Annotated in this window: 22 protein-coding genes and 1 pseudogene; 12 read left to right on the top strand and 11 right to left on the bottom strand. The window is 60.0% G+C overall.

What is annotated here, in order from left to right; all coding sequences use genetic code 11:
* The 3 genes from ACFX5Q_RS33890 to ACFX5Q_RS33880 all read left to right on the top strand — a co-directional run.
* Positions 1 to 230, top strand: a 230-nt coding sequence (locus ACFX5Q_RS33890) for a DUF982 domain-containing protein (protein ID WP_404284829.1), incomplete at its 5' end; no start/stop codon positions are given.
* 51 nt (positions 231 to 281) lie between these two features.
* A complete protein-coding gene (locus tag ACFX5Q_RS33885) occupies positions 282 to 464 on the top strand; it encodes a DUF982 domain-containing protein (protein ID WP_404284828.1) in 183 nt (60 codons plus the stop codon).
* Positions 465 to 969: 505 nt separating this feature from the next.
* Positions 970 to 1,605, top strand: coding sequence for a recombinase family protein (locus ACFX5Q_RS33880; RefSeq protein WP_404284826.1), 636 nt, complete (start codon positions 970 to 972; stop codon positions 1,603 to 1,605).
* Positions 1,606 to 2,027: 422 nt separating this feature from the next.
* Here ACFX5Q_RS33880 and ACFX5Q_RS33875 read toward each other — a convergent pair whose 3' ends face one another.
* The 5 genes from ACFX5Q_RS33875 to ACFX5Q_RS33855 all read right to left on the bottom strand — a co-directional run bounded on the left by ACFX5Q_RS33875 (position 2,028) and on the right by ACFX5Q_RS33855 (position 4,198).
* Entirely contained in the window at positions 2,028 to 2,507 is a 480-nt protein-coding gene (locus ACFX5Q_RS33875) for a terminase small subunit (RefSeq protein ID WP_404284824.1), read from the bottom strand.
* 371 nt (positions 2,508 to 2,878) lie between these two features.
* A complete protein-coding gene (locus ACFX5Q_RS33870; protein WP_404284822.1) occupies positions 2,879 to 3,178 on the bottom strand; it encodes a DUF6074 family protein in 300 nt (99 codons plus the stop codon).
* Positions 3,175 to 3,816 (bottom strand): hypothetical protein, encoded by a 642-nt coding sequence (locus ACFX5Q_RS33865; protein WP_404284820.1) that lies wholly within the window; start codon positions 3,814 to 3,816, stop codon positions 3,175 to 3,177. The genes ACFX5Q_RS33870 and ACFX5Q_RS33865 overlap by 4 nt, the downstream gene beginning before the upstream one ends.
* Positions 3,813 to 4,007: a hypothetical protein gene (locus tag ACFX5Q_RS33860; protein ID WP_404284819.1), complete on the bottom strand. Its 195-nt coding sequence runs from the start codon at positions 4,005 to 4,007 to the stop codon at positions 3,813 to 3,815. The genes ACFX5Q_RS33865 and ACFX5Q_RS33860 overlap by 4 nt, the downstream gene beginning before the upstream one ends.
* The gene (locus tag ACFX5Q_RS33855; RefSeq protein WP_404284817.1) at positions 4,004 to 4,198 is read right to left on the bottom strand and encodes a DNA-binding protein; all 195 of its coding nucleotides are present in this window, start codon (positions 4,196 to 4,198) and stop codon (positions 4,004 to 4,006) included. Before ACFX5Q_RS33855 ends, ACFX5Q_RS33860 begins: the two co-directional genes overlap by 4 nt.
* Positions 4,199 to 4,314: 116 nt before the next feature.
* Between ACFX5Q_RS33855 and ACFX5Q_RS33850 the strand changes: the two genes are divergently transcribed.
* Together ACFX5Q_RS33850 and ACFX5Q_RS33845 are read left to right on the top strand one after the other, a co-directional pair.
* Complete coding sequence (locus ACFX5Q_RS33850) at positions 4,315 to 4,728, top strand: Arc family DNA-binding protein (RefSeq protein ID WP_404284815.1); 414 nt, start codon at positions 4,315 to 4,317, stop codon at positions 4,726 to 4,728.
* Between the two features lies 1 nt (position 4,729).
* Positions 4,730 to 5,965, top strand: a complete 1,236-nt coding sequence (locus ACFX5Q_RS33845) for a tyrosine-type recombinase/integrase (protein ID WP_404284814.1) — start codon at positions 4,730 to 4,732, stop codon at positions 5,963 to 5,965.
* Positions 5,966 to 6,771: 806 nt separating this feature from the next.
* Here ACFX5Q_RS33845 and ACFX5Q_RS33840 read toward each other — a convergent pair.
* The 4 genes from ACFX5Q_RS33840 to nthA all read right to left on the bottom strand — a co-directional run bounded on the left by ACFX5Q_RS33840 (position 6,772) and on the right by nthA (position 10,484).
* Positions 6,772 to 8,544, bottom strand: coding sequence for an SLC13 family permease (locus tag ACFX5Q_RS33840; RefSeq protein WP_404284812.1), 1,773 nt, complete (start codon positions 8,542 to 8,544; stop codon positions 6,772 to 6,774).
* Positions 8,545 to 8,861: 317 nt separating this feature from the next.
* The gene (locus tag ACFX5Q_RS33835) at positions 8,862 to 9,212 is read right to left on the bottom strand and encodes a hypothetical protein (RefSeq protein WP_404284810.1); all 351 of its coding nucleotides are present in this window, start codon (positions 9,210 to 9,212) and stop codon (positions 8,862 to 8,864) included.
* Positions 9,199 to 9,837, bottom strand: coding sequence for an SH3-like domain-containing protein (locus ACFX5Q_RS33830; RefSeq protein WP_404284809.1), 639 nt, complete (start codon positions 9,835 to 9,837; stop codon positions 9,199 to 9,201). The genes ACFX5Q_RS33835 and ACFX5Q_RS33830 overlap by 14 nt, the downstream gene beginning before the upstream one ends.
* The gene (nthA, locus tag ACFX5Q_RS33825; protein ID WP_404284807.1) at positions 9,837 to 10,484 is read right to left on the bottom strand and encodes a nitrile hydratase subunit alpha; all 648 of its coding nucleotides are present in this window, start codon (positions 10,482 to 10,484) and stop codon (positions 9,837 to 9,839) included. Before nthA ends, ACFX5Q_RS33830 begins: the two co-directional genes overlap by 1 nt.
* Before the next feature lie 524 nt (positions 10,485 to 11,008).
* On the opposite strand from nthA, the gene ACFX5Q_RS33820 reads away from it, so the two are divergent.
* Both ACFX5Q_RS33820 and ACFX5Q_RS33815 read left to right on the top strand, forming a co-directional pair.
* Positions 11,009 to 11,611: a pyridoxamine 5'-phosphate oxidase family protein gene (locus ACFX5Q_RS33820; protein ID WP_404284805.1), complete on the top strand. Its 603-nt coding sequence runs from the start codon at positions 11,009 to 11,011 to the stop codon at positions 11,609 to 11,611.
* A complete protein-coding gene (locus tag ACFX5Q_RS33815) occupies positions 11,599 to 11,913 on the top strand; it encodes a helix-turn-helix domain-containing protein (RefSeq protein ID WP_404284803.1) in 315 nt (104 codons plus the stop codon). The genes ACFX5Q_RS33820 and ACFX5Q_RS33815 overlap by 13 nt, the downstream gene beginning before the upstream one ends.
* A gap of 171 nt (positions 11,914 to 12,084) precedes the next feature.
* On the opposite strand, the gene ACFX5Q_RS33810 is transcribed toward ACFX5Q_RS33815, so the two are convergent.
* Positions 12,085 to 12,609, bottom strand: coding sequence for an EF-hand domain-containing protein (locus ACFX5Q_RS33810; protein ID WP_404284801.1), 525 nt, complete (start codon positions 12,607 to 12,609; stop codon positions 12,085 to 12,087).
* A 397-nt stretch (positions 12,610 to 13,006) separates the two neighbouring features.
* Here ACFX5Q_RS33810 and ACFX5Q_RS33805 point away from each other — a divergent pair, with 397 nt between their 5' ends.
* From ACFX5Q_RS33805 to ACFX5Q_RS33785, 5 genes are all read left to right on the top strand, one after another.
* Positions 13,007 to 14,695, top strand: coding sequence for a DUF1963 domain-containing protein (locus tag ACFX5Q_RS33805; protein ID WP_404284800.1), 1,689 nt, complete (start codon positions 13,007 to 13,009; stop codon positions 14,693 to 14,695).
* Positions 14,696 to 15,366: 671 nt separating this feature from the next.
* The gene (locus ACFX5Q_RS33800) at positions 15,367 to 16,206 is read left to right on the top strand and encodes a DUF1194 domain-containing protein (RefSeq protein WP_404284798.1); all 840 of its coding nucleotides are present in this window, start codon (positions 15,367 to 15,369) and stop codon (positions 16,204 to 16,206) included.
* Between the two features lie 138 nt (positions 16,207 to 16,344).
* Positions 16,345 to 16,767, top strand: a complete 423-nt coding sequence (locus tag ACFX5Q_RS33795; RefSeq protein WP_404284796.1) for a CBS domain-containing protein — start codon at positions 16,345 to 16,347, stop codon at positions 16,765 to 16,767.
* Positions 16,768 to 17,458: 691 nt separating this feature from the next.
* Positions 17,459 to 17,662, top strand: coding sequence for a hypothetical protein (locus ACFX5Q_RS33790; protein WP_404284794.1), 204 nt, complete (start codon positions 17,459 to 17,461; stop codon positions 17,660 to 17,662).
* Between the two features lie 67 nt (positions 17,663 to 17,729).
* The gene (locus ACFX5Q_RS33785) at positions 17,730 to 17,918 is read left to right on the top strand and encodes a hypothetical protein (RefSeq protein ID WP_404284792.1); all 189 of its coding nucleotides are present in this window, start codon (positions 17,730 to 17,732) and stop codon (positions 17,916 to 17,918) included.
* Positions 17,919 to 18,731: 813 nt separating this feature from the next.
* Here the strand turns inward: ACFX5Q_RS33785 and ACFX5Q_RS33780 are convergent.
* Positions 18,732 to 19,583: pseudogene (locus ACFX5Q_RS33780) on the bottom strand (RNA ligase family protein).
* Positions 19,584 to 19,844 lie beyond the last annotated feature (261 nt).

The raw sequence follows: 19,844 nt of genomic DNA, 5'->3' as shown, positions 1-19,844 counted from the left end.
TGCTCGAGGAATGGCCGCCATCGAAGCGGAACGCTGCTCATGGCATCGCGCTCAATGCCTGCAGGGCAGCCCTCGCCGGCAAGGTGGATGCCGAAACCGCTCGCAGCACTTTTGTTGCCTTCGCCCGCCGCATGGATTTGCTTGTACCGGCCGCAGAGGACATGGTCGCGGCCAAAGCAGTCGGCGCCTTGGGCGTCGCTTCGGGAGGCCATTACAACAAGTCGATGTAATCGAACCGTGGGAGCGGAGAAAACTATGAGGGATATCGATTTCCCCAACCAGTGAGACTGCGCCTGAGACCCGCAAGGGAGCGCGTCGTTGCCAGCAGTTGGGAAGCGCTTGAGTGCCTTCACGACCAATGGCCAGAATGGGCGAGAGGACCAAGCTATCGGGAAGCGTGCCGCCCTTGCCGCGACCCCTTGGACGGTTGGCGGCTCCGCAACAAGCAAGAAGGGCATTCTTAAGAGCGGACCCGTCGTGCCGGTCTGGACCAGCCCTCATAGTTAGGTCATCGCCGAGGCGCGTCTTGGTTTGCAAACGGCGCAATCTGTATGGTCGCATGCCTCCGTTGGACCGACAATGAGCGGTCGCGCTGCGGCACGGAGACAAACCTCAAGAGATCAGCAGCGAGCACTACGCGGTGCTGGCCTAGTCGGTATCAATCTTGGCGGTCGCGAGCCTACCCGTCGGACTGACGACGAACAATCACGTTACACGGAGACGATCACCTGCATGTCTACGTCGGCTTGACAACGTTTTAACTCAATCAGCGGGTGCCGACCATCACCGGCGTGTTCCTGCCCGCCATCATCCCGAAATCGTGGGAGCAAGAACGGCAGGAATGATGTACGCTGGGGTATAGCCTAGCGGTCAAGTGAAATGGGTTCCTAAAGAGTGTCCGTTAGGGTTGACTTGGATCAACGGACAAGTTAGTCAACGGACATAACCCTTTCGGATAGGAGTCGCACTGTGACCAAGACAGTCTTTTATGCCCGCGTCTCAACTGCCGACCAGACGCTTGAGCATCAACGCAGGCAGGCCGAGCTAGCAGGTTTCAAGATTGATCATGAGATTGCCGACCACGGTGTGTCCGGCATCTCGACCAAGCTGGCGGAGCGACCTCAAGGAAAGCGGCTGTTCGACATCCTCCGCCCTGGTGACACACTGGTGGTGCGCTGGGTCGACAGGCTGGGCCGCGACTATCGGGACGTGTCGGATAGCATCCGGCTTTTCATGCGTGACGGTGTGGTGATCAAGACCGTCATCAATGCCATGGTGTTCGACGGAGCGACCAAAGACCCCATCCAGCAGGCCGTTAGGGACGCGCTGATAGCCTTCATGGCAGCAACGGCGGAAGCACAGGCGATCGCCACCAAGGAAGCCCAGAGGGCAGGCATTGAGGACGCCAAGTCCGACCCCAGGTCGTACCGTGGCAGGAAGCCGAGCTACGACCGTGAGGCATTCGACACGGTGGTTACAATGCTGGGCACAGGCGCTGGTGCTTCAGCCATAGCCAAGGTCACGGGCTTGACGCGGCAGGCGGTCCTCAGAATCAGGGAGGACCGGATTGGAGCGGAGAGGGCCCTGGCCATGTGGGCGCTCTAGGCGTGGTCGGTGGCAACGTCACTCAGTCCGTCCTTACCCACGCCAGGGCAAAGCTTATGGCGTCCTAGACGACGGTACTGCCAATCCCTCTGATACAGCACGGCCATTGGCAAGGAGAGAGAGCCGCAGCTTCGGTCAGTGCCTTCGGTCCCCGGCGGGCAAGAACACGCTACCGACTTCAATTCCAAGCGTCTCGGCAGACGCCAGCTCGTTGAGGCGCCTCGCTCGACGCCCAAGGTCTGCCTCGGCTTCGCACTTGGCTCGATGCTTTCGGGCGCATTGAAGCCGACCAGCTGGGGAAAATTGGATGCCACATTCGCGGAACTTCGGCGCCCATTGCCACTGCGCGAAAGCAGACGGGCTGGAACCGGAATTGCCGCGCCCGATGCCGCCTTGGCCGCCGTCCCCGGGACGGCACCATTTCAGGGCTCCGTCTTCCTTGTCGACAGCTCTAGCGGTGCCAGGCCCTTGATGGCCCGCGCCTCGTTGATCATCGAGGCGACCTCGAACCGCAGCTCGTCGTCGGTCATCTGGTTGAATGTGGCGTTGAGCTTGATGTTGACGTCCTTCGGAGCCTCAAGCCCGAACAAGCGCGCCTTGGCCGCAGTGGCGCTGATCGCTGCTGCCGCTTGGCCTTGCTTGATCGCCAAGGCGCGAGCTGCTTCATACTCCACCCAGAGCGATTCCTTGCTCACGATCAACGTTTCAGCCAGTTCTTCGAGCAGTTGGCGCCTTCGGTCTTGAATGTCAGGCTTTTTCAGGAGCTTCGAAGACTCCACCGCAGCTGTCCTGACACTACATTTGTAGCCTGCCCGGAGGTATGCCGCGTACGCTGGCAAACCTTCTGTGTAAGCCAAAACGAAGGCTTCATGGCGAGGGTTCCTGAGCGGAACAGACTTCAATGGGCCCCCCTTTGAGTCAGACTAGCCAGTGTCCACCGCAACACTCGCGAATGCCTGTATCCCGCGGCCACCTCGTTAATCAGACCTTCTACCACTTCGCGCATTAGGGCGCTGACCGTCCGGCTGCGGCGGCGCGGCCGTCTCCAGGCTCCGCTTCTGCCGTCTGAGACGCGGAACCTGAGGGGGGTCTTTTCACTGGGGTTCATGGGTACCTCCATCGTTCCGGCTTACCTTATAGCCACAAAGCCGAAAATTCTGTCTCCCGACGCTGCATCTCATGCAGGAGCGGCCATCATCCATTCGCTCGATCGCCTCAGATGCGCAGGCGAGCGCCTGATCGAGCCAGGTGACGACGGGTCGGTAGGTGCGCCTCATGCTGCGCTGCCTCCGGGCTGGCTGCCGCAATAGGTTTGACGGAAGATCTCGGCTTGCACCGCACTCCAGAACGCTCCGATCTGCTCGTCCTGCTCGGGCTCGGGAATGCCGAGCCGTGTCAGATGGCCGAGCAGTCCGGTTGTGACCTGATCGCGATACGACTCGGCGTGCCGGTCGGTCGACTTCGCCAACATCTTCGAGGCGACTTCACGAATTCGGCCGATGCGCGCCGTCAATGGAAAGGCGATGACCTGGCACGGCGGATTCCAATCCAGCAGATCCATCTGAGCGCTCAAGCGGCTTTCCCCTTCGCTTGGGCATAGCGGTTGGGGAGTTGGCCTTCTCCCTCGCGCGTGCAGACGCCAAGTTCTGTTCCGTCAGAGCGGTCTTTGGTATCCCTAAGGTTTCCCTCTAAGGTATCTACTTTACGGTCACCGTAAGGATGTTGGTTACCGGTCACCGTAAGCTTGTCGTTACCGGTCACCGGTAATTTTCGAGACTGCTTCCGAAGCCGGCCGTCACGGAGCGCAGAGGCTTCCTCGCCCTTCGCAAATTGCGGCTTTGATATCCTCTCCGCCATCTCGGCTGCCCAGCTAAAATTGAGCTTCAGGAACAGGCCACGTTGGCCCTTCTTCGGAGCGACGTTAGCCGGAACATCGCGTCGGTGCACCTTATCAAGGGCACCCTCGGCTCTCATTTTCGTTATCGCTGGGCTGACCTTCTCCGGCGTCAAATTCAACTCTGCCGCAAGTCGCTCAAGTGAGGGAAAAGCGTACCCAAGTTCGGGGTTGTAGAAGTCGGCAATCTTGGTAGCGACTCGACCAAGGATCGTTTCGCGCTTCCATTTCGGCGCGGCGTTTACGGCATCGCGCCAATCGTATTTGGTGATCTCGGCCAGTTCCTTCCGGAACCAGGGCTTCGGCTGCTTGGTCATGCGGCGCGCGCCATCCGGAGAGCGAACTCTTTAACCGCGGACACGGCCTCGCCGGTCGACAGCCCGAAACGCTGCTTCAGCAACGGCACCGCGGCGCCTTGGCGTTCGTGCCCGGCAGTGTCGAGCGGCCACTGAACGGCCTGGTCGATCGCAGAGGTATGTTCGTGATCCTGGGCGGCGAGGTCGGTCATGCCGCTTTCTCCCCGTCGCCCAGGAAAAAGGCCCGCAGCTTCCCGCGCTCGGCGACCCACTGATTGCCGACCTTTCGCGCTGGCAGCAGCCCCTTCTCCAACATGTGGAAAGCCTGCCGGGGCTTGCGTTTGATCTCCTTCCCGATTTCCGCGGCCCCCCCAAACAAGATCGATGGAGGGTGATGTTTCATCCGTCATTGCGTATCTCCGAATGGGCTCAAATCACAGTGATTTATATTACCGTGATTTAGTTGCGCGTCAATCGGAATGAAATTACAGTGATGTCATTCGTGGGGAGTAATTCGCAATGGCCAGAAGCCGACCGGGCAGAGGATCGGACCAGTTTCCTCTGCGACTGCCAGATGGTTTGCGAGACAGAATCAAGGAGGCGGCTGACTCAAGGGGCCGGTCTATGAACGCAGAGATCGTGAGGGTGCTTGAAAAGGAGTACCCCGAACCATGGCCGCTAAACGCCCGTGTTCAGCATCTGATCGACCTCCTAGGCGCCATACGCAAAGTGCGAGGTTACGAGCCTGCGATCGATGTCCTCACTGACGAGATATTGGAGACGGCCGAAGGAATCGCTTCCGGTCGCGTGCCAGAGTTGGACGAAGAGACCCGCAGCAAGGTGCGAGAGAGCTTGGATGATTGGAAACAAGCCCGTGCCGAGGACGAGGAAGACCGGTCACATTGGCACGAGCGCGACGAGGACGCGAACTGAGATGTCGATACGCAAACGCACATGGACGACTGCCAAGGGTGAGGAGAAAACCGCCTGGGTCGTCGACTATGCCGACGGTAAAGGTGTTCGCCGGCTGAAGACATTTGCCAAGAAAAAGGACGCCGACAGCTTCGCCGCGACGGCCAAGGTCGAGGTCCGCGAAGGCTCGCACGTCGCTGACAGCGCCAGCGTCACCGTGAAGGCCGCCGGCGCGTTCTGGATTGCCACCGGCGAACAAGATGGGCTTGAGCGGTCCTCGATCGACCAGCGCAAGCGCCATCTGCAACTCCACATCGAGCCGTTTATCGGGGCGACCCTGCTATCCCAACTTACGGTCCCGGCGGTACGCGAGTTCGCGGACAAGCTCCGGGAAAATAGGCGCTCACAGGCTATGGTCCGAAAGGTGCTCGGCTCATTGGGAGCGCTGTTGTCGGACGCGCAGGAGCGCGGCTTGGCTACGCGCAATCCGGTGAGATATCTTCGCGGTTCACGCCGTCGAAGCAAGGAACGCCAGGCTGACAAGCGCCAGAAGGGCAAGCTGAAGATCGGGATCGACATCCCAACTCGCGAGGAGATCAAGGCCATCGTCGGCGCCGCTGCCGGCCGCTGGCGCCCGCTTCTGATCACCGCGGTCCTTACCGGAATGCGTTCTTCTGAGTTGCGTGGCCTTCGCTGGCAGGACGTGGATTTCGAACGTGCGCAGATCAGCGTGCACCAGCGCGCCGATGACTATGGGGAGATCGGCCGGCCGAAGTCTGAGGCGGGGGAAAGAACGATCCCGGTCCCGCCGACTGTGATCAATGCATTGCGAGAGTGGAAGCTTGCCTGCCCACGTCGCATGACTGGCAACGACGCTGAGGGCAATCCGGTCAGGGAATTGCACTACGTCTTCCCGACCGGAAGCGGCAACATCGAAAGCCGCTCGAACATGACCAAGCGCGGCTTCCTGCCAACTCAGGTAGATGCCGGCGTGACGGTCGCGAGCGAAGAGCGAGACGACGCCGGAAACGTTGTGATGGTGGCCAAGTATGGCGGGATGCACGCCCTACGCCATTTCTATGCCTCATGGTCGATCAACCGGCCTCAGGACGGGGGCCTTGGCCTTCCGCCGAAGGTCGTGCAGGAACGGCTCGGCCATAACTCGATCATGATGACGATGGACGTCTACGGCCACCTGTTCCCGCGTGGCGATGATGCCGAGGAGATGGCTGCGGCAGAACGGGCACTTTTGGGCTGAGTGCGACATAGGCGCGACAAAAAGCCAATTTCATCAACAAAATCAACTGCACTACCAAGCATCATAATCCTGGGGTCGGGGGTTCAAGTCCCTCTCCCGCTACCACCCTCAAAGTCCAAACAATTCTCCGGTTCGCTCATGGCTTCCCGAAAGCCCAGCGTTTGCGGGATGTGCGGCCGAAAGCCGGGGGGGTGCGGAAACACCGTTCTCGCCCGAACTGCTCTCTGAATGTCCATCATTCTCCGAAGCTGGGGAGTAGCTCCAAAAATCCCCAGGTTTTGACCACAGCAATATCAATGCCTTAGCGCCGGCCTTGCTGCAGGCAGTTTTGCGGTCCGCTCGGCTGCCCAATGACGACCACAACTATGCGGTCGCTCGCTAGGTGCGGCTTGCGCCAGCTACGGACATCGCCAAGCCACTACTCGGACGTCGCGTTTTGGGCCGAAAGGAGACCGGCAACCTTCGGCGTCCGAGACGTCAATAGCGGACGTTCAGTTTGAACCGGCTTAGGTGACGCGCAATCGTGGCCTGTTCGTGATCGCCGGAACTCATTCTTTACGTTCAAGGGGACTGCCGTCGACATCGCAGTAGAGGGCGCAAGCTTCGCGTGCGCTACGTCGTGGAGGGCAGTGATCGCGCCCCTGTAAGGCGTCATGGATCACGCCTATCGGTACGACGAGCAAGCGGACAACTCATAAGTAAGCCCCCGTCTTCTGAACTGCAGCCCCAGCTTGCGCGGCGGCGACCTCATTCACGAATGTAGTGCCATGTGGGGACTTCCAACGAGGGCATCCGAATATCGGATGTCAGTTCATTGGCCAAACGATCATAAGCATCGGCACAGCAACAATGACTACGAGGAAAGATAGCGGCAGTCCCAGACGCGGATAGTCGCTGAAGCGGTAGCCGCCCGGCCCCATGACGAGCGTGTTGCACTGGTGTCCGATCGGGGTGAGAAAGTCACAGCCGGCGCCAATGGCGACAGCCATCAAAAATGCTTCCGGCCTGTAGCCCAGATCACTGGCAAATTCGGCGGCGATAGGCGCCATGACAAGGACGGTGGCGGCATTGTTGAGGAATGGCGTAACGGCCATGGCGGCGACAAGGATGAGCATCAGTGCGCCGGGCGCCGGAAGAATGGTCCCCAGTTTGGCAAGCTCGCCGGCAACTACTCCCGTCGCCCCTGTACTGCGTAGCGAATCGCTCACTGGAATGAGAACGGCGAGCATGACGAGGATAGGACCATCCAGCGATTGGTAGACGTCCCGGAGCGGAATGACCTTGAAAAGCACAATCGCGACCGCGGCCGCAAAGAAAGCGACGGAGACTGGCAGCAGCCCAAACGCCGTCGCCACCATGGCGAGAGCAAGGATTACTACCGGCACGATACCCTTGCGGACGCTACCAAGAAGGATAGCCCTTTCTGCCAGTGGTAGGCAGCCGAGTTCACGAAGTACCTCGGGCATCGTCGCTGCACTGCCCCGCAAGACGACAACGTCGCCGAGCCTTAGCTCGACTTTGGCCAGCCTGCGGTCGAGGCGCTGCCCGCGACGGCTGACAGCTAGGAGGTTGACATTGAAGCGATCGTAAAGGGCAAGGCGCTGGGCGGTCCAGCCGATCAAAGAGGAGCTTTCACCGATTACGGCTTCGATAGCGACCATTTCGCTGGTGGTGTCGTCACCACCGACCCTATCGCCGGTCACGCTGAGCTTGCCCTGGGAGACAAGGCGATCCAGCGCCTCTGGGTCGCCCTCGAGCAACAGGATGTCATTCACCTTGAGGACCGCATCGGGCAGTGGCGTCATCCGCATCGTGCGATTGCGCAGGATCGACGTCACGATTGCATCGCCGCCGGCGAGCTTCATGAGGTCTGCGACGGTTTTCCCGAGCACCGTGGAATCGCTGACAATTCGAGCCTCTGTCAGGTAATTCTTGATGTCGAGGGCTTCATTCAGCGACCCGCCAAGCTTTTCGCGCACCGGTAACAACCAATAGAAAAACAGCAGGAAGATCGTTCCGGCAGCGGCTATGGCAGCTCCAACAGGTGTGAAGTCGAACATTGTGAAGGCGGTTCCGGTCAGCTCCTCTCGCACTCGGGACACAACGATGTTGGGAGATGTTCCCACCTGCGTCATTAGACCGCCGAGCAGTGACCCGAACGCCATAGGCATCAGGAATATCGAGGGTGAAATGTTAGACCGGCGCGCGAACTGGAAGGCGATCGGAATCATGATAGCGAGCGCACCGATATTCTTTACAAAGGCAGAGAGGATCGTGACCACGATCACCAGCAGCGCCAGTTGCGACCGAACTCCCGATAATTTCGGAGCAAAGCGCTTGATGGCGACTTCCATGATGCCCGAGCGTGCTATGCCTGCGCTCACCAGCAGAGCACTGCCGACAATGACCACGATATCGTCGCTGAACCCGCTGAAGGCTTCGTCAAAAGGCACAATGCCAACCGCGAGAGCAAGCAACAGTGCCGCAGCCGCGACTAGATCATATCGATAGCGACCCCATACGAACGCTGCCATCATCACGAAGGTAACGGCGAACGACAGAATTTGCGGCGTAGTCATGTCTTCGGATGCCCCCGCCGCCAATGCGACTGATCAGAACGGCCAAACCGCCCCTTTTGTTGCTTCGCTGATTGCGGCTTTGCTAGCACGATTCTGAATGCCGTCGGGCGGATGGCCGCTGGCCCCAAGGCTTCCAGCGCAGTCGCCTGCGATCGTCAGCTTTCAGGAAATGGCAAAACTGACCATACGACCGACATGCGGCGCATTGCTGACCGGCAGATTTGGCCGTAAGCAGATCGGCAGCTTTCGAGCATCCAGTTGGCAAAAGCAGCCATTCAACTCACGACCCAGCGTGACGCCAGTCGTAGGTCCGCTGACTAGTCTTCCAGGGCAACCGGCTTGCCATGCGGTGTATTCAGATAGGCGTTTCTCCAATCCTGTTCGCGTCTGTCCACCTCGGCCTGTAGGGCGAACTGGCTCCTGTCCAGTATCTGCTCCAGAGCGCTGAGAAAGGCGCTGTAATAGATCGCGTCGGTGTCCATAGAAGTATCGGTCACCTGTCGATCAAGCTCGGCGCCCAGGGTCTGAGACCAATCCTCGGCTTCGATCTTTCCATCGGCGATGAGCAGCTCGACCAACGCAATGACCTGAGCGTGCCATTGCTCGGAGAAGACAGGTTCGCCATCGCGATGGCGCTTCGCGCGACGGGCAATCTCAGGCCGGCTCAAGATAGCTGTCCCACATGTCGATCTGCAGGCTGTCTGCGCTGTCGCCGGCTTCAGGCCAAAGATCCGACATGCGAAACCGCACGACGTATGTCTGCTCGCGCCGTATCGTGCCGACAGCTTTCTCGTCGGGCAAAGGCTGTGGTCTGATCACGCTGTCGACAACCCCGGGCCGGCCGCGGACATAGCCCGTCAGCCGCGTGTGCATTGTGGCGATGTCGCGCCGTGCAACAACCTTGTCGCCAGCTTTGAACCTTGCCTCTGTGGCCGGACCCTCCACCGTAGGCCTAGGCGACTCGTATTCGAAGGTTCGACTTGAGGCCCTGCCATCGAAGAACTCCTGAACGCCCGCGACGCCTTCATCCACAGACGTGACCATCATGGCCAGAATCCATTTCTCGAAATAGTCGAGGCCGAGGTAGGCGTCCGGGGGGAGCCTTTCCAGGACGTGGCGATACCAATCGAGCGTCCAGCCCGTGCGATCCATCGTCAGCTTTTTCATCGACATCATGGCGATCGCCCATGTGCGCGCCTTCCATTCATCGGAAAACAGAGCCGAGTCATCTTCTGCGACGTTCGGGATCGGTCTGAACCCTTGCCTGCCGCCGAGGTCGTGTACCGTATCCATCACCCCGCCTCATGCTTTGGCGACAGGTCCCTCGTCGTCCCGATCATTGCATTGCGCGTCACGAGGCCGGCAAGGTCCTCTTCGGTCCAGCCGTCCGTCCCCTCCGGACGCTCCGGGACCACCATGTAGCGGCGGTCTGAAGTCGAGTCCCACACCTTGACCTCAACCTTTTCCGGCAGGCCGGTTCCGAATTCGGCGAGAACGCCACGCGGATCGCGGACCACTCGCGCCCGGTACTCGGTCGACTTGTACCAAGAGGGAGACATTCCCAAGATTCCAAGTGGATAGCAGGAACACAAGGTACAAACGACAACGTTGTGGATATCAGGCGTGTTGAACACTGCGACGAGGGGGTAATCCTTGTCGACGCTTGGGACGATTTCCGAAAACGCCTCGGCCGCATGCTTCGCGAGGCGTCCGGCGAATTCGGGATCCGTCCACGCCCGCGCGATGACCTTGGCTCCATTCATCGGACCTACGTTTTCCGAGTAGTCGTCGAGCCACTTGTCCACGGCGTCGGCCGCCAGAAAGCCTTTCTCGACCAGAACCGTCTCCAGTGCTCTGAGGCGAAGAGCCGGTTCAGGTGGAAGATGGCTGTGCAATTCGCGATGAAGTTTGGCAACCTTGTCGGAATCGTATGAGCTCACTGATGCTCTCCCTGAGTATCATTCTTGCTTACCGCGCTGGGTGGACCCTTAAGGGTTGCGTGGGCTAACTCCCGCTGGCCATCAATGACCAGACTATTGGAGCAGTGCACTCGAGTCATTGACTTTCTGACCTTACGTCATCTTCGAGCTCGAGGTCGGCCTGCAAGCGCCGACCGGACCGAGCGCCCATCAGGGCACGCGCAAGGCGCGACACCATTGCTCTCGCCAATTCGACACGCCGATATGATCGGCCCTTGATATGGTGTAAACCGATAGAGGTCCTAAGTGCTTCCGGAATGGGACGATGCGCCCGGCCAAGATCCAACATGCGAGAAGTGATGGCGAGGATCGCGTAGCGAGCGATGGGCATTGGCTCGCGCGATCTGGTGCTCGTGCCTGGCTTTCTCTCGCGATTGCGCCGCAGGCCGCCCATGTTGCCGGCGGCGAGAGCCTCGCGCCCCGACATACGACTTACCGCATCACTGAGGATCGGAACATGACCGAGTTGTGAAGGAGGAACGTCCATGACCGGCGACGCTTTCTACCACGAAGGCAATCGCTCCCTGCAGGACCGCTTCGAGAGCCGGCGCATCGCTGACCGCCTGGCAAGGATGGCGCGGACGGCCTTCACCGACGAGGATAAGGCGTTCATCGAGAATGCTATTTACTTCTTTCTTGCCACGGTCGACGCCGAGGGACGGCCGGACTGCTCATTCAAGGGCGGCCCGGCCGGCTTCGTGCGTGTCATTGGGCCGTCGGAGCTGGCGTTCCCGGATTATGACGGCAACGGCATGTTTAGGAGCCTCGGCAACCTCGACGTCAATCCGAACGTCGCGCTGTTGTTCATCGCCATGCACGGCACGCCGCGCCGCCTGCGCATTAACGGCGCCGCCCGGATCGACCGAGACGATCCGCTAACAGGCAGGACCGTCGGCGCACAGATGATGGTGCGCGTGGAAGCGCGCGTCATCTTCCCTAACTGCCCGCGCTACATCCCGACGATGCAGCTCAGCGAGCCGTCGCCCTTCACGCCCATGCCGGGCTGCGATCTGATCGAACCTGCGTGGAAGGGCTTCGACGCCTTCAAGGACGACGTCCATCCGCGCCAGCCGACATGGAAAGGCTGATCGAAGGCAATCACGCTGTCGCCCAAAACCCGCGATTTCCGCCGCGACGTCGAGGAGAAGGGGACCGCGCTAAAGTCTGGACCCTGACCGGTGAAGCCTCGGTTGTTCGCCGCTCTGACGAGCGCGGTAACATCCTGGTAACATTGGAAGAGGCGGAAGAGCCGATGTCGCCAAGTGACCTCTCACATGTTACCGGCATGAAGAACGGTAACATTCGCCGGCTGCTTCATGCTTTGGCAAAGGCCGGAGAAGTGCGGAAATCCGGGCGCGGCCAGTACATCCATCCCAAAAACGCTGTCTAAAAACCCTCTCCTGCCCAACCCGGTAACATCAGTAACAAGGTAACTTTGAGCCAGGACAGCCCAAGCGCATCGGTCGTTGTTACCTTGTTACTAATGTTACCGGGTGTTGAGAGAGAGCGGATTTCATCCAGTTCGGTCTAGCGTTGGCCTGGAAGGGACCGGCATTCGGATTTAGTCTCTGCCCTCGTCGCCTGCTCCGTGGGAGAAGGATCGAATCTCCTCCATGTCGACGCTGCCATCGCCGTTCTCGTCGACGGCGTTGAAGATCCGTCCGATGAAATCCTGGACCTCGGTCTGCGAAAGCGCGCCATCGCCGTCCGCGTCCACAATGGCAAACATCATTCGCATCTTTGCGCCATGCATCATCTTGGCTCCCATACCCCCACGGCCTCCTGTCATCCGCCGCCCTTCAGGCGGGCCCATTCTGTAGTCCCGATGCCACCGGTCGCCACCGCGCCGCTCTGCTCGGGGACCGTGATGCTTTTGCATCCTTTCCTGCAGCATCTCACCCATCATCTGGCGCATCATTTCACGCATAGAGTCTTGGGTTTGTTCGGTCGCTTCGGGCGACTGTTCGGGGTCATGATCCTGTGCCTTTACTGCGGGCACAGGTGTTCCGCTCGACTCGGCCAGCGCGGGCGAGGCCAACATAGCCAACACCGCGGCAACTGCAGTCGCTTTGCTCGCTATTGTCATTGTGTTCTCCTTTGGATGTGAATGGTTGGACCGAACGTTGTCGGCATTCCTGCCAAACCCGCAGCTCACTCCATGGTTCCTGGTGAGTTGGCAGATGGGTGCTACCTCTCCTCGATCGAGCGAAAACCTGACTGCTTCGGGTCAGGGTTTGCCCTCAAGTTTCTCTGAAGTGAGGCCAGAGAACGGTGGACCTCTGCCATCACCAACGGGAACGAGCACGTAGCGCCAGGTGCTGACTCATGGATGACTGATCGGAAACGGCGCGATCCGACCCATATCAGGCGGACGGATTGAGGATCGGTATGGCCCCTTGCTTGCGCAACGCCCCATATGACGGCAATAATTTGGCTGCCGGCGGGGGCGACGTAGCTGACGATGGGGTTGGGGGGTAAGCGTCATGGAAATGCTGATGCCGCTGCTTGTGGTCGGGGCGATGCTCTTGATCGTTGGCAGCCTGATCTATCGCGGAGGAAAAGGCATTGCCGGGCTGTTTCCCGGTTCGGCTTCAAAAGGCAAGCCACAGCCAAGGCGTGCGCGAACCTCTTCCCCACCCGCCGATGCGACCGAACCGTCAAACGCTCGGGACAGTTCCGCCTTGCCGGTCGGCAAGGCTCGTCAGCGCACGCTGGCATCGTCTGAAGCGACCCATGCTGCATCGCCCCGGCCTAACTCTGCAGCAGAAAAGCTGATCGCCGATTTGCAGCAGCAAGCAAAGGACAGCGACGACCAGCGCAAGGCGAAATTCCAAGCGCATGTCGAACGCAAGATTCCGCCGATTTCCGACGATGGCCGCGAAGCGATCGAACGTGGGCAAGCTGTGCGCATTGCGATCAAGCATGTCTTTCCGCCGCGTCTTCCTCAACGGAGCATGAGCTATTTTGGCGGGCTGCCGATCGTCCCCGATGAATTTGACTGGCCGACGGTTCACAATCGGAAGGGATTGCTCGAGCGCCTCAATTTCATGGCGCAAATTGACTGTTCGGATCTGCCACCGGGACCTGGACGAGATCTACTGCCCGAAAAGGGTTACCTCTATTTCTTCGCGCCGATGTCCGACACGTTTGGACCGGACGCGATGCACTTCGTGACCCGGTATGAACCGCGTCAGGTGACGCAGAAGTGGCAGCCGCTCGACATGCCCTTCACCGCCAAGATTCAGGGATCGGATCCGATTGACGAAATCTTGCGGGGCAAGCGGACTCATTATGATCGGGTCGAGGTCGAGTTTGCCTGGATCGAGGAGCCGACCGACGCCGAAGTTGCGGCGCGCGCGGACGAAGGTCATGCTTTCGAGGTCGCGGACAAAATTCGTGCCGAAAAGGTTGAGGCCTTCTACGGTCCGCCGATCGCCCCCGATCCGCTGCTTTCCGCTCATCATGCGCCGAAGGACACGCTTTGGACGCCATATCCGGGATTTCCGGCCAATTGGCATTCCGCGCGGATCGTTCGGAAGCTGGTGGAAGCACATCACCGCGAAGAGACGGCGGCTGTCACGGCAAAGCTGAAGGCCTTTGGCGACGTTGCCGATGATGACCCGGAGGCCAATCGCCTACGGGTGGTGCAGCGCGAACTGTCGGCGTCCGGTTCCAAGATGTTCAACGCATTCTTTCCGACGGTCAATGCTGCACTGAAGCAATATAACGCGCCTCCTCCAGAGGTGAAGCAGCAAATCCTTGCCTTCCTGGAAGACTTGCGCGTCCACGGCATGCCCTCGTCTTCGGCGAAGCAGCCGCATGATCGTCAACTTCCGCTGGTGATGAATCAATGGCTTTCAATCGCGGCGATCCAAGGCGCCGAGGGGGGACTGACAGACCCGGACGGTGCGGTGCTCATAGGTCCGGACGTCGTAGCTGCCCTGTCTCACCGCCACTCATCCCGTAGCCATCAGATGCTTGGCAAGGGTGAAGTCGTCCAGGTCGCAGCCGACGAGATGAAGGACCGCTACCTGCTGTTGCTCCAGCTTGGGCCGGATATGGCGCTCAATTGGAACGTCGGCGAGATGGGGCCGCTTCAATATTGGATTACGCCTGAGGACCTTGCGGCCAAGCGATTCCAGAACGCAATTCTGACAATCGAAGCCTATTGACTGGTGTTGGTCAGTGACCTTCTGGCCGCTCTACCACCCTCTCGCGACCTTCTCGCCGGCCATCCGCAATGGCGGGATCGGATCATGGCCTGCCGACGAACCGCCGCAAGGGGGTTCGCAACGAGTCGACCTCGGCCGTTCGGGGTGATTAGGTTTTGACCCTATCGATAAGTTCCGGCGAGCCTTCCAACGGTCATGCTGAAGAGCATTGAACAGATGGTCGTCCACCTTCGTAAGGCCGCACCGGCCCCGTTCGGCTGGGATGAACAAAAAGCCGAGCTAGATCAAAAGCGTAAAGGCCGGCCACCTTGCAGCAGCGGGCGGGTTGGAACATTTTCCCCGGTGATGACGTTTCAGCGACCATCAAAGGGGGCAATTTGATGAACACGCCGTGGAAGACTTCGGTCGAGATCGAGGAACTTGGAATAAGCATTATGTTCGGGTCATCGAAGACGGCGTGGTAAGCGTCAAGGGCTTCCGTTCTCGGGCAGATGCCAAAGCCTTCGCCCAAGGCGAACAGGCGCGGCTCGGGCTTGATACGCGTCTCTGGACGTAAAAGCCCTCAGCCACTGCGTCAGCGCTTCCATGTCTTGATACAATCGCGTTTAGCGCGAGCTCACCTTGTATTAGCAACCTCTTGACTAAGGCCCTGCGCGATCCAGAATCTTTGCATGGCTCTTGGCCATGCAGGACTTTTCCTTCCGAGCGCTGCCGGACTTGCGCTCCTGCTTGGCCTGACCTCGCAGTCCACCGCTGCCGAGCCCGTCGATGTCGAGCTTTTGTTGGCCGTCGATGTTTCGCTGTCCATGTCGCCGGAAGAACTCGAAATTCAGCGTCACGGCTATGCGGCGGCATTGACGCATGACCATGTGCTGCAGGCCATTGCCGACGGCGCCTACGGCAAGATCGCCGTCACCTATGTCGAATGGGCTGGAACGACCTGGCAGCGTGTCATCGTGCCGTGGACGGTTATCGCCGATCGAGCCGACGCCGAGCGGGTTGTCGAGCAGCTTTCTGCCCACCCGCCGGGCAGCGCCCGCCGCACCTCGATTTCCGGCGCGCTGGAATTCGGCAGCGATCTCTTTGCCGAAAGCGGCTTTCAAGGCGCCAAGCGCGTCATCGACATTTCGGGTGACGGGGCCAACAACCAGGGCGCGCCCGTCGACCTCATCCGCGAACAGGTGGTGAAGCAAGGCATCACCATAAACGGGCTGCCGCTGATGACTCGCAGCGTCTATGACGTCAACAATCTTGACCGCTACTACAGCGACTGCGTCATCGGTGGTCCCGGCGCCTTCATGATCCCGGTCAATGACTGGACGCAGTTTCCCGAAGCGATCCGCCGCAAGCTGGTGCTGGAGCTTGCCGGTCCGGATTCTCCGCAATGGGCAGCGGAAGAAGCGGCGCATCCGCCTGTTGTGCTGGCACAGGACAGGCCCATCGCCGACTGCCTGGTCGGCGAGAAAATGTGGCGCGACCGCAACTGGATGTTCGACAGCGATTTTCGCTGAGGATCATGCGATCCTGGAGATGGACGCATGACAACCAACCGCAAACGCGGGTCTGGATGATGACCTCTGGCAGACAAATCCCGTCCGCGTTAAAATGGGATAGGGGGACATTCACCAACCCAGCAAGGGAGGTCCGCCATGAAAGTCAAAGACGCAATGCATAAGGGTGTCGACTGGGTCAGCCCCGAAACCGCTGTCACCGAACTGGCGAAAATGATGCGAGCCCAGGATATCGGGTCGATTCCCATCGGAGAGAACGACCGACTAATCGGAATGGTGACCGACCGCGATATTGTCTGCAAAGGGCTGGCGGACGATGGCTTCGACGGCCGCACCGCAACGGCGCGCGATGTCATGACGACCGGCATTCACTGCTGCCGCGAAGACGACGATCTGGCAAAGGCCGTACGGCACATGGAAGAACTGAAAATCCGCAGGTTGCCGGTGATCAACAAGAATATGCGGATGGTCGGCATCCTTAGCGTCGGTGACGTCAGTCAGTCGGCACCGAGGGAACTGGTGTCCGAATACGTCAAGAGCGTTTCCGCCCATCACCACTGAAGGGCGGCTCGCCAGTGGTCTAGAGCGAAGGCCTCAGTCTGCCGCCGCTCTGGCCGCAGCGTGCGGGCAGAGGTGTCCGGTAATCGAGGCCGACGCCGACACTTCATGCTACGCGGTCCCGCCATCGCTTCACCGAAACGCGCGCTGGCGGGGCCCGGGTGGGCGCGTCAGAAATCCTCTCCAAAGGCGCGCCTCGCGCGTCCTGGCCGCCCGGTGCCGCTGGCCGGACATGGTTTGCCTGCCAATCCTTCCAGGCGCGCTCCTGCCCGACGGACAAAGCCGGTATCATCGGAAATAAAGAGATCGAAGCCCGACTGCGAACTGTCTCGTTTTGATACAATCTCCAATTGGTAGACTCGCGCGATGCACCGGCAGTTAGTGCTTCCGTCGGCCAAAAGGAGGGAAAAGGCCCGCGGACTGGGAGGAAACGATGTCTGTGCAAAAAGAAGACTATCGAACGAACAGAGCCGACTATGCGATTGCTGCGAAGCGTGGCGCGGATAGCGATCGCAACGATCTGCTGGCAAGAAAAAAGATGTCCCTGTGGCTAAGAGATCGGCGAACCGCCAAATTGGCCGCAAACCCGTCGGAAAGCGTGCCAGGACCGCAAGCCAGACGGCGCGGTTAGCGCATCGGGCGCCCGCCGTCCGACCCCCCGCGGCTCCCGAACGCGCAGGAAAAGGAAAGCCCCATGGCTTCGACCGCAGCGTTGATCTGGTATCTGGCAATCGCCGGTCCGCAGGGGGGAATGGTCGTGCTGCCCAGCAGCTTCGACACGCGTGAACAATGCGCTGCCGCCATCACCGAATACCAAAAGCAGCCGGCGCCTGCCGGTTGGTCGGTGCAGTGCGTGCCGAGCGCCTCACCTTTTGGCAACAACGGTTCGGCGGAGTAAGAGAGATCCCTTGGCCGCTTCGCGCGCTTGGACGCGATGGAGCGCCTACAGAGGGAGAATCGCAGCGGTGGCCTTCACGGTGATTTGGTACGGGAAACAGGGCATCTTTGAAAAGACGCCATTCGATGCCGAGAAGGCCGCAAGAGATCACGTACTGGCGACGTTTCCCGCTCGAAAGCAGAATGACGGTATCGTGGCGGTGGAAGTCCGCAAAGACGATGGCACGGTCGTTTTCAGTCGAGCAGGAGGCAGCTGAAGTCGTTGGGCATTTGTATTGAGGTGCCGGCGATCACTGAATGCGTCGGGTCCGCTGCCGGGGAGACAGCGGACTCAAACCAGAGCCGGGAGGGGACACGGCCCTTTATGATCCCTGTGCGGGGATCATGGTGATAACACCGGGCGGGTACGAACGTTCCGTCGGCTGAAAGATATATCCGGCCACTTGCGACGTTCTTGTCGATACCTGGCCGCCGTTCGCTCAAAGCGCGCCCGCACAGCTACTTTGCAGGCGGCGCGTTAGGGGTTGGGCAGTCAGGGTGTGGCCATTCCTCACACGGAGAGGTTCGATCGCCAACGCCACCATTACGTTCCACGAGTTTTGCGAATCCGTAGGCGAAGGCGAAAAGAAGCGCCAGGATAACCGCTATTCGGACGGCTATTCGGGATCATAGCAGGATCTCGCTTACGATTTGACCATCCGCAGGTAGAGGCGAGCGCCTAGCGCCTCTTGTCCGGCGTCACGGCATGGTTGGTGAAAGCCAGGTTTCGATCCGGGCGACCTGCCTCCCGGCATGGTTGGCAGTACAGCACCCAGATCCCAATGCATGCATCCATGGTCAGTTCCCCTGGCAGCACCAGCTCAACGGTGATTGGAACGTGGAACTCGATAGCGCAGAGCATTCATCAATGCGGACCGTGCTAGTAACCCTCCTAAAGAAGCGGAAGAAGCCCGTTGCCCGGCTTGTCGGGCGCGCTAATTCAGCGGGTGGCAATCCCTAAAATTGCCGCAGTGGCCGACGCGGCTCAGGCTGTCTCAACGGCAGCCGCGTCGGCCATTTGCAGCCTCGCGCTATTCCATCTCATCCCAAAAATCCTGCAGCGAGGCATGGCGTAGGTCTTCCTCGCCCCGCAGGTGCTTAACACGCCCGATCAGTCCCGGGTTGACCCATTTGCGTCGCCGGCCGCCTCATGCCCTTCGGCGGTGGCCCTACGTGTTCCCGGACGCGCTCCCACAGCCGTTCTCGCATTTCCCGGTTCAAGGTGATGAACGCCGAGCCGACATAGCGGCCTGTGTCTCGCTCGGCCATCAGGGCAAAGGCGGGTTTGCCTGCCTCGCGCTCGACGCCGAGCAGTTCGTATTCGTCGATCGAGTAGGCCTTCGTCTTCAGCCAGGTCGTGGTGTTGCCGCTCCGGTATTTGCTGTCCTTCCGCTTCGAAACCATGCCCTCGAGGCCGGCCTGCTCGACGAGACGGAAAATCGCCTTGGCATCGCCCGGCAACGCCTGGCTGAATTGGATGCGCCCGTCTTCCGGGATCATCTCGGCCAGGATCTCGCGACGGTCCTCCAGCGGCATGTCGCACAGATCGTGGCCATTGAGGTGCAGCAGATCGAAGGCGACGAAATAGAGGTCGTGCTGCCGACTAGCGATGGCTTTGCGCAACGCCTTGAAGTCGGACAAGCCAGAGTCGGACAAGCCAGCCTCGCCTAACACCCGATCTCACCGTCGATGATGGCGCTCTCAACCTCCATCTCGGCTGCTGCTTTGGCGAGGTCGCGGTACTTCGAGGTCCAGTCCAGGCCGCGGCGAGTGAAGATGCGCACGCCGCCGGCATCCCTGACGATCTGCGATCGATAGCCGTCGAACTTCACCTCATGAATCCAGTCGTCCCCCTCTGGCGGCTTCTCCACCAGGGTCGGCATCAATGGCTCAATGAACTCCAACCGGCCGGAGCCGGAGCCACCCGCCTGCGCATGCAACTGAGTCTAGGCCACCGGCTTATGTTAGCCAGAGTGAACATAACGAGATTTTGCCATTCTCGCCGTGGGGGAAGATAAAAAAATGGCCGACCATAAGACCAATGAGGACACTCGGTCTCACGACCATGAGATCCGGCGTTTCGCGGCAGAGAACCGCGTAACGATCGAGCAAGCGCGTGAACTCATCGCGAAGTATGGCAATAG

This window comes from Mesorhizobium sp. IMUNJ 23033 (assembly GCF_044778005.1).
GTDB classification, from domain to species: Bacteria; Pseudomonadota; Alphaproteobacteria; order Rhizobiales; family Rhizobiaceae; genus Mesorhizobium; species Mesorhizobium amorphae_A.
The sequence above is the reverse complement of the archived record's forward strand: the minus strand, read 5'-3'. Positions and strand labels throughout refer to the sequence as shown.